This is a genomic window from Shewanella nanhaiensis, from assembly GCF_019457885.1.
Lineage (GTDB): Bacteria > Pseudomonadota > Gammaproteobacteria > Enterobacterales > Shewanellaceae > Shewanella > Shewanella nanhaiensis.
Genome location: NZ_JAHZST010000006.1, coordinates 46,087 through 62,096 on the forward strand (window position 1 = coordinate 46,087; position 16,010 = coordinate 62,096).

Sequence of the window (16,010 nt, forward strand, 5' to 3'; positions counted from 1 at the left end):
TGACATTCGATCCCTTAACTTTAATCTGTTTCTTTATGTTCTACTAAAACTCTTATAAAAGCTTAGTAGTACTTCTCTCGATAATATTTACCCCATAGATTTAGTTATCCATATCAATCAATTTGAAGGGGAATATTATGAGTTTAACCAAGTCTGCTTTAATCAAGAAACTATTGTCAGTATCTGCAATCTTTTTGGCGTCGCTATCGGTATCGATACCAGCACAAGCTGCACCTTTACCTGTTGTGGTGGCGACCTTTAAGTCAGTGAATACCTCACTGCAATTTCATACTTCACCTAAAGCATCGTTTAAGGCATCAAATGGTGTTGAGATCGCGATTCATATGCCACGCAGCTCCGATGATAATCGTGTGTTAATTATGGATAAGGATTGGTCAATTCTGCCAACTCACCATAAGTTGGCTAACCACATGGGGATTATTGAAGCTGCCTATGAATATACCCGCAGCGTGGGACTAAATGTTGAGTTAAGTAAGGGGGAGCAGTTTTATTTTGATGGTTGCCATGGCTTTGCTTACGAAGTGCAGATAAAGAGTTAAATCAATAATTGAGTTCGTATACCTGAATTTGGTCAATTCTGAGCTGTGAATGCTAGCCTGTAAAGTTTAGGGTTGACTTAAGTTGTTGTATTTTTATTTATTTTAAAATTACTTAATGGGGTTGGTGTTAGGATATCAAGTGTCTTGATGCTTTAACGTGAAGGTAGTTTGATTAAGGATTTACCATGAAAAGATCTATTGTCGCTTTAACTGTTTTATTGGCTTTTGGTGCAACGGCTGCTGAACTCCAAAAACGAGATAATGTTTTTATAGAAAATGCAGCTAATCATGCTATCAGTATTCACGATTGGGATAAGGCTGAAAACTCAGCATCTACATTCCCTCACGCATATAAGTTTACTCACTCATATAAGTTAAACACCTCAGGTGTAGTACCCCAGGAGTTTAAACCTGTCGATCTAGGCCTAAATAAGATTGTTGTGTCTGATATCGAGGGCGATATTAATTTAGAAACCTTCTTGCGTGAGCGTATAAAGAATCACTCTTTAGTTGTTATTAAGGGGGATAAGATTTTACATGAGCACTATTGGAATAATATGACACCGAGCTCTACTCACCTTGATGTGTCAGTCACTAAGTCGTTTACGTCTTTGGCTGCACAAAAAGCGGTGGGTGCTGGCAAGCTGGATATGGATAAAAAAGTGATCCATTACCTGCCTGAGTTAAAAGGAACTGTGTGGGAAACTGCCACAGTTCAAGAAGTATCTGATATGCGTACCAGTGTTATTCAGCCGGTATCGGCACATAAGAGTTGGGATGATCGTATGACTATATCTCAATCATATAACAGTGATACAGGCGTAAAAGATTACCCTAATGGGGTGTCTGATTACTTTCCGCTTGTGACTGAGTTTAAGTACAGTATGGGTGAGACCTACACTTATCAGTGCGTGAATACTGAAGTATTAGGTAAAGTTGTTGAGAAGGTGACGGGTGAAAATCTTGCAGATATCATCGAGGTTATCTTTCAAGATGTTGGCGTTGAGAATAACGCTTACTTGATGGCAGATCATGCTGGTGGAGCAATGGCCTCTGGTGGATTGAACGCAGGTACAAAAGATTTAGCCCGTGTTGGTGCTATGCTCCTTAATGACGGTAAAAACTATCAAGGTATGCAAGTTATCTCGTCAGCATTTATTGATTCACTATTTGATGGTAATGAGCTGGTGCGTTCAGCTTGGACTAAGAGCAAAGAGGCTGCGTTGGCCGATGGCTGGTATAAAGATCAATTTCGTTTGTTGAATCTTGATGGTCACGAGATCCTGGCTATGGTTGGTATTCATGGACAGGTGGTAGCAATGGAGCGCTCAACTGGCACCGTGATAGCGATGAATGGCGGTTATCCGCAAACAGAAACGCCACGTATGGCGATCTCTATCTTCCATAAAGCTATTCCAGCAATATTGAAAGCTGCTGCTAGCAAGTAATGGATTGCTTTATAAGCACATTAAGTGAAAATAGAAAAAGGACGCCATTTGGCGTCCTTTTTCATTTTGAATACTTACTTTACTTGCCAACCTGCATCCAGTCGACTTTAACGCCTGATTGGTCGAACATATCTTGGCTTATCTTTATTTTGTCACCCCAACGTGACAGGAAGTCTTCGCTTGGTTGTGGACTGTGTACAGTTCTCAACCCTGTTTGGATGATCTTGGCTGCACAGTTAGGGCAGGGGAAGTGAGTGACCCAAATTTCGCAGCCGCTGAGATCTCGTTTAGCATAGAGAATGGCGTTCTCCTCTGCGTGCAGAGTTTTGAGAAGCTTCATCTCTCGATTATCCGTTTCTGCACTATCGGAGATCCCGTGGGGGTAGCCGTTGAAGCCTAAAGAGACGATACGGTTATCTTCGGTGATCACCGCACCCACTTGAGTTGAGGGGTCTTTGCTCCAAGATGCTACGAGCTCAGCCATCTGTAGAAAACGTACGTCCCATTTTGTCATCATCTTTTACAGACTCCTGTTCTATGCCACTGAATAAATTACCAACTAGAGGTTATTTTCTATTTAGAATAGTGATAAATCAACCTCTAGGTTTTATTTTAACTCTCGCTATGTTTTTATGATGCTTTGGAGCCAATTGTGATGGATTATGTTGTCGAGTACTAATCAAGATTTATGATTCTTGTTCTTGAGCATAAGCCGCGTATTGCCTACAATAGCGCACATTTTTTTATTCCAATTTCCAACTCTATATTTGGGGTCACAACCATGAACGACACAACATCGCAACCAACTTTACCGGATCGTCTTTCGGTTAATCCTCGTAGCCCACACCACGTGGCAGCAATTTTTGAGCATGATATTGGCATTAAAGTGAACGGTAAAGAGCGCTTTGATGTTGAAGAGTATTGTATCAGTGAAGCTTGGGTTAAAGTGCCATCATCTAAAGCACTGGATCGTCGTGGCCAACCACTTTTGATGACAATTAAAGGCACGGTTGAAGCCTTCTATCGTTAAAGATAGCAGCTATATAAGGCAGATATTGAAGCGGCCATCCATATTGTGGGTGGCCAGATTTTCTATCTCAAATCACTACCTACTACAGCTTATTTTACCTGTCGCTATTTGTGAAATATGAGTGAGCATTATGGACAGGCGGGAATTGTCACTGCCTGATGCTTATCATTTTCAATCACGCCATTGATCACCTTGATATTAGTCCCACATACATTTTTGGCTTTATCTGTTATGAGTATGCTTCGTGCAAAGGCGTTCTTACTGGTGATATTTTCAAGTTTTACCCCGTCGACATTAAATAGTGCGATATTGTCGTCTCCGCTTGAGTCCAGTATGCAGTTTCTGATTAAGATATTAGTTGCGGGCAGATCATCGGGTTGATTTAGTTGAATCCCACCGCCGCTGGCTGAAAGTATTGGCGTTTGCTCAAAAATTGGTGCAGCTCTCACCATTTTGCAGTTACTGATGGTGATATCTTTAATGGCGACTTGATTGCCATCTTTATCCTTCGTCCCTCTGATAATACCCCTGGTACTGTGGGTCCATTTAATATTGTTCATAGTGAGTCGCTCTCCACCTTTAAAGCTATAGGGAAAGGCGGACTTTTTCGCTTTGATAGCAACATAACTGCCCTTGGTATAGCCATTATCTGCTAAATCTTGGTTAGCGTTGGCAAGGTGAAATCTCCATTGAAGGCCTTTAACGTGTTCAGGAGGATAAGCTGAACCACTGCGGTAACCGTATTTGACCTGCTTATTTGCTTGTTGAATGATTTTTGGATTACTTTGGCTGTTGGTTGCACGTTTCAGATAATGTCCCATATCGCGGTAACGCCAGAGAAAATCAGGCTTAGGAAAACCTTTGTGGATATTGATAATGATCTCGCCAGGTGATGTGCTGACCACTTCTCCCTGAGTGGCTGAGTAATGTTCACGGGTAAAGTGCAGCCCTTGCAATGTGAGTCCTTGAGTCATTTTTCCGTACACGGCTATCTGTTCAAAATCACTAAATACTAGTGTTGTTTTATTGCGTCCCTGACCTTTGAAAAGCAGCTTTCCATTGTTTCCGGTTTCAAGACCACTGAATACCAATGTCCCTAGTTTGTCTTGATTAGAGGAGAGATTAAACTCTCCTGCAGGTAAGCTGATAGTGGCAATACTATTTTCGTTTCCGGCTACTTTAAGGTAGGCAATCGCCTCTTCAATGGTACTGTTTAATGTCGAGGTGTTGATTTTATCAGCATCTAGATTCCATTGTTTGTGATTGGCTATCGAAGTTGCAGAGCAACCTACAAGCGTCAGAGTGACACCAAATATCGCCAGTTTTTTAAGTGGTTTTATGGGGGGAAACATAAAGCCCTCCTTTATTGTTAGTGTGTAAACCTTTACCTGTTTTAAATATTCACAACAATATTTATATAGTAATATAAATATTATTAAAGTGGGTTTACACTTCTTTAAATTAAAATAAGCATAATAAGTGCTAACTTTTGTTTATATGGATCATTTTTATAATGGTTAATAATGAGATTAGCTGGCTCATCTACTGGCTCTGATAAGATTGATGGGGTGTTGTTTATTTGTAATGTTTGTTGAGATCATCTACCCTATTTGTCATACAAAGGCCATTGCATAACGGTTTGATTCATTAAGAAACCTTAGTTATTCCCTATGTAAATAACCACAGGAGAAGCATGTCAGACTCAGATATATCGCCTCAATTCAGTTCAAAAATGAGCATTAGTGATTATAAGAAAATAATTCAAGATGCTGACAACTACTTTAATGATAACTTTACCTATATTGCTATTGATGAAATTGTAAAGTTACGTGCCGATTTCTTTGATACTCTGCTGCTTCACCTCTGGGAGTGCGCCGAGCTCACCTCCGACAATATCTCTCTCAACGCTGTTGGTGGCTATGGCCGTCAAACCCTACATCTTCATTCTGATATCGATATCTGTGTACTTTTCTCCCAAACGCTCACTCCCCAAGAGGAGTCTCAAATTGGTCTTTTCTTTACCCAATTGTGGGATCTTGGTTTAGAGCTTGGTCATAGTGTGTTGGGATTGAGTGAGGTAGATAAAGCTTGTAGAGAGGATATCTCTACCGCGACCTCACTGTTCGAGATGCGTCACTTAACTGGTCCAAAATCCCATGCTGAAGAGGTGTTAAGTCGACTATACGGCGATAATCTCTGGAGCAGTGAAGCCTTTTTTAATGCAAAGGTGATTGAGCAAGATGAGCGTCATCAAAAAGCCCAAGGCAGTGCTTTTAGCTTAGAGCCAAACCTGAAAAATAGCCCAGGGGGAATGCGCGATATTCAAACCCTTATCTGGGTTACCCGTAAGTATTTTTCCGCTGAAGATATGGCGGCTTTAAGGCGCTTTGGCTTCTTTACCTCCGATGAATATTCGGAGTTGCTAGAATCACAAAACTTTATTTGGCGAACTCGTTGGGCACTGCATGCTGCAGCGCAGCGTTCTGAAAATCGTCTACTTATCTCTTTGCAAAGTGATGTCGCGCGCCTGATGGGGTTTGGCGATAATAGCCATCTGGCTATCGAAAAGATGATGCGTCAGCTATACCGTGCTATGAGGCGGATTAGCGAACTTAATCAGATGTTGCTGCTCTATTTTAAGGATGAGCTTTTAGCGCAAACCGATAAAAAAACGACCCTGTTAAATGAACATTTTGAGATAAATAGCCGACTGATTAATGCACGCCATGATGATGTGTTTGTTGACCGTACACAGCTGATGGCACTCTTTATTCATATTGCTGAAAATGCAGATGATATTGATGGTATTTCACCACAAACGATTCGTTTGATCCGTCAAGTAAGACGTCGTTTACTTGGCGATCTACAAGATTTTCATCGTTGTCGGAAGGAGTTTATCTCTCTATTTCGCCATCCAGAAGGGATGGGACTGGCATTATCATTAATGCTAAAACATGGTGTTCTAGCCTCATATTTGCCCCAATGGCGTGAGATCGTAGGGCAGATGCAGTTCGATCTTTATCATGTTTACCCTGTTGACGAGCATACTCATAAATTACTTAAAAACCTCTACTCCTTAAAAGATAAGCCTGAGTCGGCCTCGCTTGTACAACCTAGTGCGGTTTACAAAGCGATTGAAAATAAAGAGGTGCTACTGTTAGCGGCGCTGTTTCATGATCTTGCTAAAGGACGTGGGGGCGATCATAGTGAGTTGGGCGCGGTTGATGCGATGCAGTTTGCCAAATTTCATGAATTAAAACCATCTCAAGCTAAAGTGATCGCCTGGTTAGTGCAAAACCATCTGCTGCTATCTCTCTCCTCCCAACGACTCGATATCTATGATCCTTCGGAAGTGAAGAACCTTGCTAAAACCATAGGAACCAAAGCCAGACTCGATGCTCTCTACTGTTTAACTGTTGCGGATATTAAAGCGACTAATGATGATCTGTGGACAAATTGGAAGGCAACGTTACTCCGTGATCTATATATGTCGATAAGCTTTGCCCTACGTAACGGCTTAGAAAACGTGTTAGAGCAGCGGACAATTGTCCGTGAGCATAAGAATGAAGCCCTAGAGTTGATGGGGATGGGTGAAGTTTCCGAAGAGATCAAACTGCTCTGGAAGCGCCTGCCGTTGTCATTTTTCAGTAATGCTCAGCCCAGCGATATTGCTCGTTACTCCCAAGCTATGATCCAGTACCCGGCAGAGCATGCACTTATTTTATTGGATGAGGGCAGCACTAAGGGCTGTAGCGATCTATTCGTCTATATGAAGGATAAACCAGGTTTGTTTGTTACTCTGTTTAATACTTTAGCCTCGCTGCAGATCTCTGTTCAGCAAGCTAACATCTCTAAGACAAAAGATGGTTACGTGGTGGAGTCACTGAAAATACTCGACTATGACCAGCATCCAATACGTACTGCTGGCCGTCGCGAGAGTATTAAGCTGAAGCTGGAGCAGGTGTTATTTCAGAATAAGAAAGTCTCTAAACAGCGTCTTAACAGTAACTTGGACTCATTTGTGAGTGAGCCTAAAGTGGAGTTTTTGCATTCGCGCAAAAAAGACAGAACCCTGATTAGTGTGACGGCTCTGGATAATCCCCAATTTATGAGCCACTTCTGTAATGGTTTTAGGCAGTTTGAACTCAATATTCACTCGGCCAAAATCACCACTGTGGGTGAGCAGGTCGATAATGTCTTCCTTGTATCCGATAAAGATGGTCAGTCTCTCGATGATGAGAGTAAGCAAACCTTAAAGTCCTTCTTTGTTGATTTCATTAAGGAGCAGCCCACAGCCTGATCGATTACCGCTAAGTCTCTGCTTTGTTGTGCTGTCAGTCAGGCTTAGCGGCATCTCCTTATCAGCTCGCGCAGCAAGTGAGCCGATGCTAGGACAATCTCTCCTTTATAAGACAAAATCGAGATTAACTCATCATCTAGGGCGCTAAGCTCAGTTAAGCTGTTGTTGCGACACGATTGAACAAGCTTGATGCCTAAGGTGAGAGTTTTATCATTTAGCTCTGCTACCTGCTTGATACTGTGTAACTTGGGTGATTGCTCAATGAGTCGCTTTAATCTTGGTTGATTTTTTTGCCACTTTAGCAGTGATACCTCAATAAGGTTGAGCGCATTGACGAACTCCATACTCTCCCTATCTTTTGCTTTCGCTAACCCTTGATGTAAAAAGATCAGCGGTAGGCTCTCAACATCAAGGTAGTCCACAAATCGATTCAGTGGTGCTTGCTGATGATACTCATTAGCTTGAAACTTAAGGTGGTGGCGAGTGTAGTAGTGTGCAGGCTCCACCGTTTCAGCAAGCAGTTGTAAAGGCGATATATCGCTATCTTGATGGACTAAGTTTTGTAGCCCTTGCTGTTGCTGCTGTTTATGTTTGAGGCCGATATAGCGCTGGCTATAGCTGCTTATTGAAGCTAAACGTTGATACATATTTTGACTATCGGTGAGCTCTTTTGGCGACCACAACCGCTCAGCGATAGCGTATAGTCGTGGCCAGACTCTGATGTCGATATTTTCATGAGTGATAAGCTCAGACCATATCGTCGCTTCACCACCTAAAACCTTCTTATGATCAGCAATGAGCTCTACAGGAGCTTGCTTTAATTTTGCTTTAGTTAACTGACTTGCCTGAGCTAGCGCTGAGCGCTGCCCTGTGACAGGGTAAAGCGTATTGCCGACAAATATGTGCCCGGTTAAAACAGTGTCGTTCGATATGGTGAACTCCGCTGTGGTTGGCCCCATCCAGGTATCTATACGGTACTCAATCTTATTCTCTGAGAGTGTGAGCTTGCTGACTTTTTTGGATAACTTTCCGTTGAGGCTGAGGTAAGCATAGGGTTGGTTATCGTGAACTACTAATAGCTCACCATGAATAGGAGAGCCTTTATACCTTGGCATAGTAAATTGCCATACCTTACCTTGAACATCTGCAGGCAATAACGCTACTAAGTGGGCAGGCTTATTTTGTGGATCATTGCGATAGTGATAGTCAGTATATTGAGCTTGGTCGATATAGAAGCCTGTTGAGAGCAAGCCTTGATATCCAGCGGCGGTAATTTGCGAAAGTGAGTCGAGTCCACGCCATGATTGTACCAGTATATTCGAAGGTAATTTAGGGTGAAATATCTCATCCCAGCCCATCATAAACCGTTTGTGTTGAGCCAAGATCTTATTCACTTTTTGATTAAAGTGCGCCTGTAGATCTTCTGCGCTAAGCAAAGCATTTTTTTGCATATACTCTGTGATATCTTCATTATTGAGCCACTGAGTCGGTGGGACCTCATCGCCGCCTATATGCAAGTAATGATCGGGAAAAAGAGTGGTCAACTCACCGACTAGTTTATCGATAAACTGATAAACCTCGGGGTTTGTAGGATCGAGAATAGGCTCAAATACTCCCCATTGTCGCTCCATTTCGTAGGGACCCTTCGCGCTCATCAACTCTGGGTAGGCCACCGCGATTGCTGAAGCATGGCCAGGTAGATCTAACTCTGGGACTACACGGATCCCTTTATGGGAGGCGTATTCAACAATCGAGGTTATCTCGGCTTGAGTATAAAACTTTCCATCAGATGCCTTCTGGTGCAGGGCTGGGTAAATTTTTGATTCGATCCTCCAACCTTGATCGTCAGTTAGGTGCCAGTGAAAAACATTGAGTTTTGCCGAAGCCATACCGTCGAGTTGACGCTTAATGGTTTCGATTGGCATAAAATGACGCACACTATCAATGAGCAAGCCCCGCCAAGGGTAACGAGGTTTATCTTTTATCACGAGCGCAGGAATATTTGCTTTACCTATCTCTTTCGGTGTCGTTAGTAGTAGCTGGCTGAGCGTGTTAAGCCCATGTTTGATACCTAGTTCATTGTTAGCGATAAGGGTGATCTGTTTTGAGTTGATATCTAGCTCGTAGCTTTCATCATCACCGAGTTGAGGAGTGCGGTTTAGTGGTTGCTGCGTCAGTTTAACTAGAATATCTGGTTTATCACTACTTTTGAGGTTGGCATCGATAGAGCTGAGCGTTAAATCCGTTTGAGTTCTGGCTGCGAAGATCTCTTGCATGGTTTGTTTAAATTGCTGCGCATTGCTATCAGGGATACCTGAGGTGGCAAATGATAGGGTTGGAGAGATGTAAAAGTGAGTTGAGTCGGTAGCCGTTTTCAGCTCGGCAGGAAGCGGCATAATATTGATAGGCTTGGCATGTGTGCTTATGCAAACCGATAGCAAGATGACACTATTTAGAAAAATTACCAGTTGTTGCCGCATCGAATTAACTCCTTTTAGTTCTACTTTATCACCCATATTTTGTGCCATTTCAGCTGGGCTAGGCTGTAAGTTGACTCAGTTTGAGTTGCAACCTTGGCTAAATAATGACAGCGTTGTCTATTTGTGGTCAATATTTTAATTATCGAATAGTAAAGGGGATTTTATGAGAGGTGTCAGTTTTTTAAGCTGCATAGCATTGTTGTTACTGAGTCCAATGAGCACGCTCTTAGCGGATCAACGTCATAGTGAAGATTGGGTTAAGGAGCAGGTTTTTACTTCTGGTGTTGAGGGGCCTGCAGTGAATAGCAAGGGGGAGCTATTTGCGGTTAATTTTGCCAAAGAGGGGACAATAGGCAAGGTGACGGCTCAGTACAAAGCTTCACATTTTATGACTTTACCCGAAGGCTCAGTGGGTAATGGGATCCGCTTTGATAAACAAGATAATATGTATATTGCTGATTATGCGGGCCATAACATTCTAAGAGTGGATGCTGGCACTGAGGTCGCTTACGTTTTTTCCCATCAGCCAAAGATGAATCAGCCTAATGATATTGCAATGATGGATTCAGGTATTCTTTTTGCCAGTGATCCTAATTGGTCGAATAGCTCTGGTCAGTTATGGCGTATTGACACCGACGGAGTGACTCAGCTGTTAGAGTCTGACATGGGCACTACAAATGGTGTTGAAGTGAGTCCAGATAATAAAAGGCTCTATGCGAATGAAAGTGTTCAACGAAAAGTCTGGGTGTATGATCTAAATATGCAGGGTGAGATCAGTAACAAGCGTTTGTTGATTGAGTTTGCAGATCATGGCTTAGATGGAATGCGCACCGATATCCACGGCAATTTGTATATTGCCCGTTATGGCGCAGGTGTTGTTGCTGTAGTTTCTGCGAGTGGCGAACTGCTTGAAGAGATCAGGCTCAAGGGCCAGCATCCGACTAATGTCGCATTTGGTGGAGAGGATGGACGTAGCTTGTTTATCACGATGCAAAAACGTGGGGCTATAGAGCATGTTCGTGTTAAATATGCTGGCAGAACTTTTATGTAACTCTCTACGTTGCGCTTCCTACTGTTGGGTTTCAAAGCTGCGATAAGCTAGATTTTTTGACTGACAAAGCCACTCTAGATAGGGATTAGAGTGGCAAAATGGATAAGTTTTGGATGTAAACTTACTCATCAATCACTACACTTGTTAATGATGTTAAATTTTGCAACAAGTACTATTCTCACATAAACCGATACTATTCTAACGATTTTCCTTTCGGTCAATTTTAATACCTAGTCACATTGAATGTTATAAAAATTGATTTAAATCAATTTTTTAGATGTTGTGTGTATTTTGATTATCATTAGTGTTTGGCTTTTTAATATCCGTTTCTTACGCTCATCCCACCTATTTTTGGTTAATTAGATGTAGAGATCTTGTTGCGCATTGTGTAGTATTTGAACTACTTATGACAGCGTTGTCATTTCCGCCAAGGAAGTGGGCATGAGTAACATAACGATAAGAAATTATATTAAGGGACTTGAAATGCGACGTACTAATTTTAAGAAAAGCGTTCTAGCAACGAGTATTGCCGTTGTTTTGACCAGTAGCTCACCTTCGCTTGCGATTGCTGCCGAAGAGACTAATGCTGATGATAATATTGAGATCATTGAAGTTACTGGTATTCGAGCCAGTTCTAAAGCCAGCATAAACCAAAAACGTTTTGCCACATCGCAAGTTGATGGCATCACAGCGGAAGATATCGGTAAACTACCTGATGTCACCATTGCTGATTCACTGCAACGTATTACTGGTGTTCAGATCACCCGCTCTGCTGGTGAAGGCGGTACGATTGCCATTCGTGGTTTACCTCAAGTTGGCACCACAATGAATGGTGAGGTTTTCTTAAGTGCGACGACCATCGACACTTCAGGCGCTAACTTTGGCGACCTTCCAGCACAGCTTTTCTCTGGTCTTGAAGTATTTAAAAGTGCTGAAGCTAGCCGTAGTGCTAAAGGTATCTCAGGCTCTGTAGATCTAAAAACGCGTCGTCCTTTCGATATGGATACAGGCTGGACCTTTAATGCCGCAGCTGAAGCCAGTCAAGGTTCAATCAGTGAAGAGACAGATCCTAATTTCAATGGACTTGTTAGCTTCAATAATGACAAATTTGGTGTGCTATTTTCTGCAGCAAAGCAGCAAGCGACTCTAGCCACAGATTATAATGGATATTTTGATACCTCTGAAGATGGTGGTATCGGTGCAGCAAATAACAGCCACACTTGGGGCGCAGGTCCTAACAGTGGTGATATTCGCCATGTTGTGCCACAAGGCTTTGCAGCATTTAATAAGCAGGAGGAGCGTGACCGTGATGCGTTCCAGCTTTCTGTTCAAGCTGACTTAGGTGAAGGCTTCACCTTAACGGCTGATGCGTTCTATTCCAAGCAGGAACGCTTTAATAACCGTAGCGGTTTCTCGCAAAATAACCGCTGGCAGTCATTTAATGACTATGCCTTCCCAAGTGATGGTTTTACCGACGATACTCCTTTTACCGATGATGATGGCAATGAGTGGCGCGGTGTTAATGCGTTCGATATGAAGTCCTATCGCATGCAGTCGTTTACTCAGGTCAATATCAATGAGGAGGAGTCGCAGAACTACAACTTGCAGCTCGATTACGATAATGGCGGTGCGCTCACAGGTGGCGTGCGTATGACACGCGCTAAAGCTGAAGCTTCAATGCGTCACGCTTATGGCGAAGGTGATATCTTAAGCATTGACCAAGGAACACTGGTTACTGGTCCTGGTGGCCTTGCACCTGCAAGTTACTGTAATAATGGCGAAGAGATTGTGGGCGACCAAGGTGGATGTTTCGCACAATACTCTCAAGGTATTCAAGATCAGTTTATGCTGAACTATGATGCTCGCGGTGAGCACCCGCACTTCTCCGGTTTTAACCAGATGGTTAATGGCGGTAAAGGGATGCGCTCTGTGGGTGACTATATGTCAGACCTAGACTCCTACCATGTTGGCGCATTCTCCTCTGAAGGTAATACCGATGATGTCGGTGAGATCAACACCTTTAGTACAGCATGGAACTACGCATTTGATGATATGTCCTTTATCACGAGTGTTGATTTTGGTGTTCGTTACGAAGAGCGTAAGGTCGACCATGACCAATTTACCTACACCTCTGAATTTGGTGGTGGGTGTGATATTGCACAGTGGAAAGCCGTTGACCAATTCTATGGCGATGAGTGTGTCGGTGTAGATGGTGCTGGTGAGATGGTAGACGGTGAATGGACACCTTATACACTACTTGCGCCGACCCGTCTTGACGAGCATACAAGTGTGTCATACCAGACCGATTTTGGTAACGTTACAGGTATTCCAGGTGTTTGGGTGATAGATCCTGAGAACTTCCGTGACCCACGTCAGTTCCAAAAAGATGTGTTTGGTAATGTTCAGCGAGTTGAAAATGCTGGTCGTACCTATGATGTTAACCTAAATGAGTTTAGCTACTTCCTACAGGCCAACTTTGAAGAGGGGATCTTCAGCGGTAACTTCGGTGTGAAAGTGGTGGAAACTGAGCAGTATGTTAAGCAGAACTTAGTTGGGCCTAGTTTACCCCATTCAGGTTTGAATCCAGATATCGGAGATGTGGTTACTGAGCGTGACTATACCGATGTATTACCATCGATTAACGTTGCAGCAGCGGTTACTGATGATGTGATTCTGCGTGCTGCCTACGCGAAAAACATGATGCCGCTTAATCTAGGTGCACTTGGCGGCGGTAAATCTGTCGGTAAGGTATTTAACGAAGAGTGTGGTTGTTTACGTGTTGTAGAGGGAAGCTTAGCGGGTAGCCCAGATCTAGACCCTTGGCGTTCAACGAACTACTCTGTATCGGCTGAGTGGTATAACGGCGATGCCTCTATGATGTTCATCTCTGCCTTTAACATCGACATTGAGAGCTTTGTTGGTTCTGGTACTGTGATGATCGATGAGCCAGATGATGATGGTGTTAAACGTGGTCCTTGGCCTTTCTCTACGCCAGTACAAGCTGAAGGCGGAAGCATTAAAGGGCTAGAGCTTGGTGCTCGTGTGGCTTTTGATGATTTCATCGATGTGCCAGTACTGTCAAACTTTGGTCTAGATGCTAACTATACCTACTCAGACAGTACTCAAGACAGTGATCTTGCAAAAGATGTCTATGGTAGTGACCTACCATTCCCTGGCATGTCAGAAGATACCTACAACTTTGTACTTTGGTATGAGCAGGAGGATTTCTCTACACGTCTAGCTTGGAACTCGGTTAGCCCACGCTTGATCACAACTGGTGGTGCTGGTGTTGGTGGACAAACTCTGTATCAAGATACTTACTCACAGCTTGATTTCAGTGCAACTTACAACCTGAATGAGATGTTTAGCTTCTATGTGTATGGTTCTAATATTCTTGAAGAGTATCAGCAAACTTACCTAGAAAACTCATCTCAGAAGGCGTTCCAGAATGTCTATGAAGCGCGTTGGACACTGGGTGCCCGTATGACGTTCTAATCGATGAATGTTATCGATTGATGTACATAATGAAAGGCGCCGCATATGCGGTGCCTTTTTGTGTAAAATGAATGATATACCGGTTTTTTACAAGTAAATAATAACAACACATCAGCGTGGTACTAATGATGGAAAATTCAAAACAGGTGATAAGGTCAATTGTTATCGTTGGAGGCGGCACTTCTGGATGGATGACTGCGGCAGCATTGAGTCATTTCTTTAAGGGTAAACCAGTAAAGTTAACCTTAGTTGAGTCCTCAACAATAGGCACTATTGGTGTAGGAGAGGCGACAATTCCAACCCTAAGGCGTTTCTACAACAAATTGGGTTTTAGTGATTTTGATGTGATAAAGGCAACCAATGCCACCTGTAAACTTGGCATTGAATTTAAGGATTGGAAGCAAAAAGGTAGCCGCTTTATTCATCCGTTTGGGCTGTTTGGTCAGGGGACTAAGGAGGTTGATTTTCATCACTATTGGAATCGGGCTCGGCTAGCAGGCGAGGCTGAGTTACTTTCAGAGTATTCCCTAGGGGCATCTCTTGCTCTTCATAATAAGTTTGTTCTGCCATCAACTCCTCCATCCAGTCAGTTAGATATCTTTGATTGGGCGCTTCATTTCGATGCAGCCTTGTTTGCTAATTTAATGAAAGAGTTTGCACTTTCCCATGGTGTGATGCTTAAAGATAATGTGGTTGAGAAGGTTAATGTCGCGCAAAGTACAGGCAATATCGCCAGTGTGACACTTGACAGTGGCGAGCAGGTTGAAGGCGATCTATTTGTTGACTGTTCTGGGTTTAAGTCGCTGCTGTTACAAGAGACATTGAAAACAGGTTATCAAAACTGGAGTGACTATCTTGTTTGTGATCGCGCAGTGGCAGTGCAAACTCAGGCGCGAGAAAATCCTGTTGTACGTACAATCTCTCAAGCACAAGAGTCGGGTTGGACTTGGAAGATCCCACTGCAGCATAGAACGGGCAATGGCCATGTCTATTCAAGTCAATTTATCTCAGATGATGAGGCAACCTCTACACTGGTAACGCAGCTTGATGGGGAGATGCTGCACGCACCAAGAATGTTTAGTTTTACCCCTGGCCGAGCCGAGAAAGCGTGGAATAAAAACTGTATTGCTGTGGGGTTATCCTCAGGCTTCTTAGAGCCGTTAGAGAGCACGAGTATCGCTTTGGTTGAAACCGCCATTGAGAAAATTCTGCTATCGGTAAAAGATGCAAGTTATACGGAGCAGGTAAGGGATCGTTTTAATCAAGTGACAGCGCTTGAATATGAGCGAGTAAGAGATTTTATCATTTTACATTACAAGCTCACCCATAGAACAGATTCTGCAATGTGGCGTTACTGCCAGCAGATGGCTATTCCAGATGAACTTGCATCGAAAATGCAGGCTTTTAGCCGTGACGGTAGTATCAAATCTTACCCTTGGGAGATCTTTGGTAAAGACAGTTGGCTTGCCATCTATGATGGTTTTGATTTCAGGCCGGAGAGTTTTAATCCCAAAGCCTTAAATATGGAGCTGGGTTACCTGAAAAAACACCTGAGTTTTATGAAGAGCAGCATCGGTAACGCCGTTGAGTCGGCGCCGACACATGCTGAGTTTCTCGCTCAAGTTGCAGCTGATGGGATGTAACTT

10 protein-coding genes are annotated in these 16,010 nt (G+C 43.0%); 7 read left to right on the forward strand and 3 right to left on the reverse strand.

All coding sequences use genetic code 11. The annotated features are described in order from the left end of the window. Positions 1 to 137 precede the first annotated feature (137 nt). Together K0625_RS10135 and K0625_RS10140 are read left to right on the forward strand one after the other, a co-directional pair. A complete protein-coding gene (locus tag K0625_RS10135; protein WP_220109583.1) occupies positions 138 to 560 on the forward strand; it encodes a hypothetical protein in 423 nt (140 codons plus the stop codon). A 185-nt stretch (positions 561 to 745) separates the two neighbouring features. Then, complete coding sequence (locus tag K0625_RS10140) at positions 746 to 2,008, forward strand: serine hydrolase domain-containing protein (protein WP_220109584.1); 1,263 nt, start codon at positions 746 to 748, stop codon at positions 2,006 to 2,008. 79 nt (positions 2,009 to 2,087) lie between these two features. Here K0625_RS10140 and K0625_RS10145 read toward each other — a convergent pair whose 3' ends face one another. Continuing rightward, positions 2,088 to 2,525, reverse strand: coding sequence for a dCMP deaminase family protein (locus K0625_RS10145; protein ID WP_065187836.1), 438 nt, complete (start codon positions 2,523 to 2,525; stop codon positions 2,088 to 2,090). Between the two features lie 264 nt (positions 2,526 to 2,789). Here K0625_RS10145 and K0625_RS10150 point away from each other — a divergent pair, with 264 nt between their 5' ends. After that, positions 2,790 to 3,038, forward strand: a complete 249-nt coding sequence (locus tag K0625_RS10150; protein ID WP_065187837.1) for a DUF3297 family protein — start codon at positions 2,790 to 2,792, stop codon at positions 3,036 to 3,038. Positions 3,039 to 3,166: 128 nt separating this feature from the next. On the opposite strand, the gene K0625_RS10155 is transcribed toward K0625_RS10150, so the two are convergent. After that, positions 3,167 to 4,390 carry a hypothetical protein gene (locus K0625_RS10155; protein WP_220109585.1) on the reverse strand — a complete coding sequence of 408 codons (1,224 nt, stop codon included), beginning with the start codon at positions 4,388 to 4,390 and terminating at the stop codon, positions 3,167 to 3,169. A 341-nt stretch (positions 4,391 to 4,731) separates the two neighbouring features. Between K0625_RS10155 and glnD the strand changes: the two genes are divergently transcribed. Continuing rightward, a complete protein-coding gene (glnD, locus tag K0625_RS10160) occupies positions 4,732 to 7,338 on the forward strand; it encodes a [protein-PII] uridylyltransferase (protein WP_220109586.1) in 2,607 nt (868 codons plus the stop codon). Between the two features lie 44 nt (positions 7,339 to 7,382). Here glnD and K0625_RS10165 read toward each other — a convergent pair whose 3' ends face one another. After that, positions 7,383 to 9,818 carry a beta-N-acetylhexosaminidase gene (locus tag K0625_RS10165; protein ID WP_220109587.1) on the reverse strand — a complete coding sequence of 812 codons (2,436 nt, stop codon included), beginning with the start codon at positions 9,816 to 9,818 and terminating at the stop codon, positions 7,383 to 7,385. 214 nt (positions 9,819 to 10,032) lie between these two features. Between K0625_RS10165 and K0625_RS10170 the strand changes: the two genes are divergently transcribed. From K0625_RS10170 to K0625_RS10180, 3 genes are all read left to right on the forward strand, one after another. Beyond that, positions 10,033 to 10,869 (forward strand): SMP-30/gluconolactonase/LRE family protein, encoded by an 837-nt coding sequence (locus tag K0625_RS10170; RefSeq protein WP_232847025.1) that lies wholly within the window; start codon positions 10,033 to 10,035, stop codon positions 10,867 to 10,869. A 483-nt stretch (positions 10,870 to 11,352) separates the two neighbouring features. Further along, on the forward strand, positions 11,353 to 14,364 hold the full coding sequence (locus K0625_RS10175) for a TonB-dependent receptor (RefSeq protein WP_232847026.1): 3,012 nt from the start codon (positions 11,353 to 11,355) through the stop codon (positions 14,362 to 14,364). A gap of 125 nt (positions 14,365 to 14,489) precedes the next feature. Continuing rightward, positions 14,490 to 16,007, forward strand: a complete 1,518-nt coding sequence (locus tag K0625_RS10180) for a tryptophan halogenase family protein (protein ID WP_220109590.1) — start codon at positions 14,490 to 14,492, stop codon at positions 16,005 to 16,007. The last annotated feature ends 3 nt before the right edge of the window (positions 16,008 to 16,010 follow it).

Excerpts from the sequence above, each read along its gene's own strand:
- K0625_RS10180 (WP_220109590.1), top strand. The coding sequence starts at position 14,490 with ATGATGGAAAATTCAAAACAGGTGATAAGGTCAATTGTTATCGTTGGA.
- K0625_RS10165 (WP_220109587.1), bottom strand. The coding sequence starts at position 9,818 with ATGCGGCAACAACTGGTAATTTTTCTAAATAGTGTCATCTTGCTATCG.
- K0625_RS10175 (WP_232847026.1), top strand. The coding sequence starts at position 11,353 with ATGCGACGTACTAATTTTAAGAAAAGCGTTCTAGCAACGAGTATTGCC.
- K0625_RS10155 (WP_220109585.1), bottom strand. The coding sequence starts at position 4,390 with ATGTTTCCCCCCATAAAACCACTTAAAAAACTGGCGATATTTGGTGTC.
- K0625_RS10135 (WP_220109583.1), top strand. The coding sequence starts at position 138 with ATGAGTTTAACCAAGTCTGCTTTAATCAAGAAACTATTGTCAGTATCT.
- K0625_RS10140 (WP_220109584.1), top strand. The coding sequence starts at position 746 with ATGAAAAGATCTATTGTCGCTTTAACTGTTTTATTGGCTTTTGGTGCA.
- K0625_RS10170 (WP_232847025.1), top strand. The coding sequence starts at position 10,033 with ATGAGCACGCTCTTAGCGGATCAACGTCATAGTGAAGATTGGGTTAAG.
- K0625_RS10145 (WP_065187836.1), bottom strand. The coding sequence starts at position 2,525 with ATGATGACAAAATGGGACGTACGTTTTCTACAGATGGCTGAGCTCGTA.
- K0625_RS10150 (WP_065187837.1), top strand. The coding sequence starts at position 2,790 with ATGAACGACACAACATCGCAACCAACTTTACCGGATCGTCTTTCGGTT.
- glnD (WP_220109586.1), top strand. The coding sequence starts at position 4,732 with ATGTCAGACTCAGATATATCGCCTCAATTCAGTTCAAAAATGAGCATT.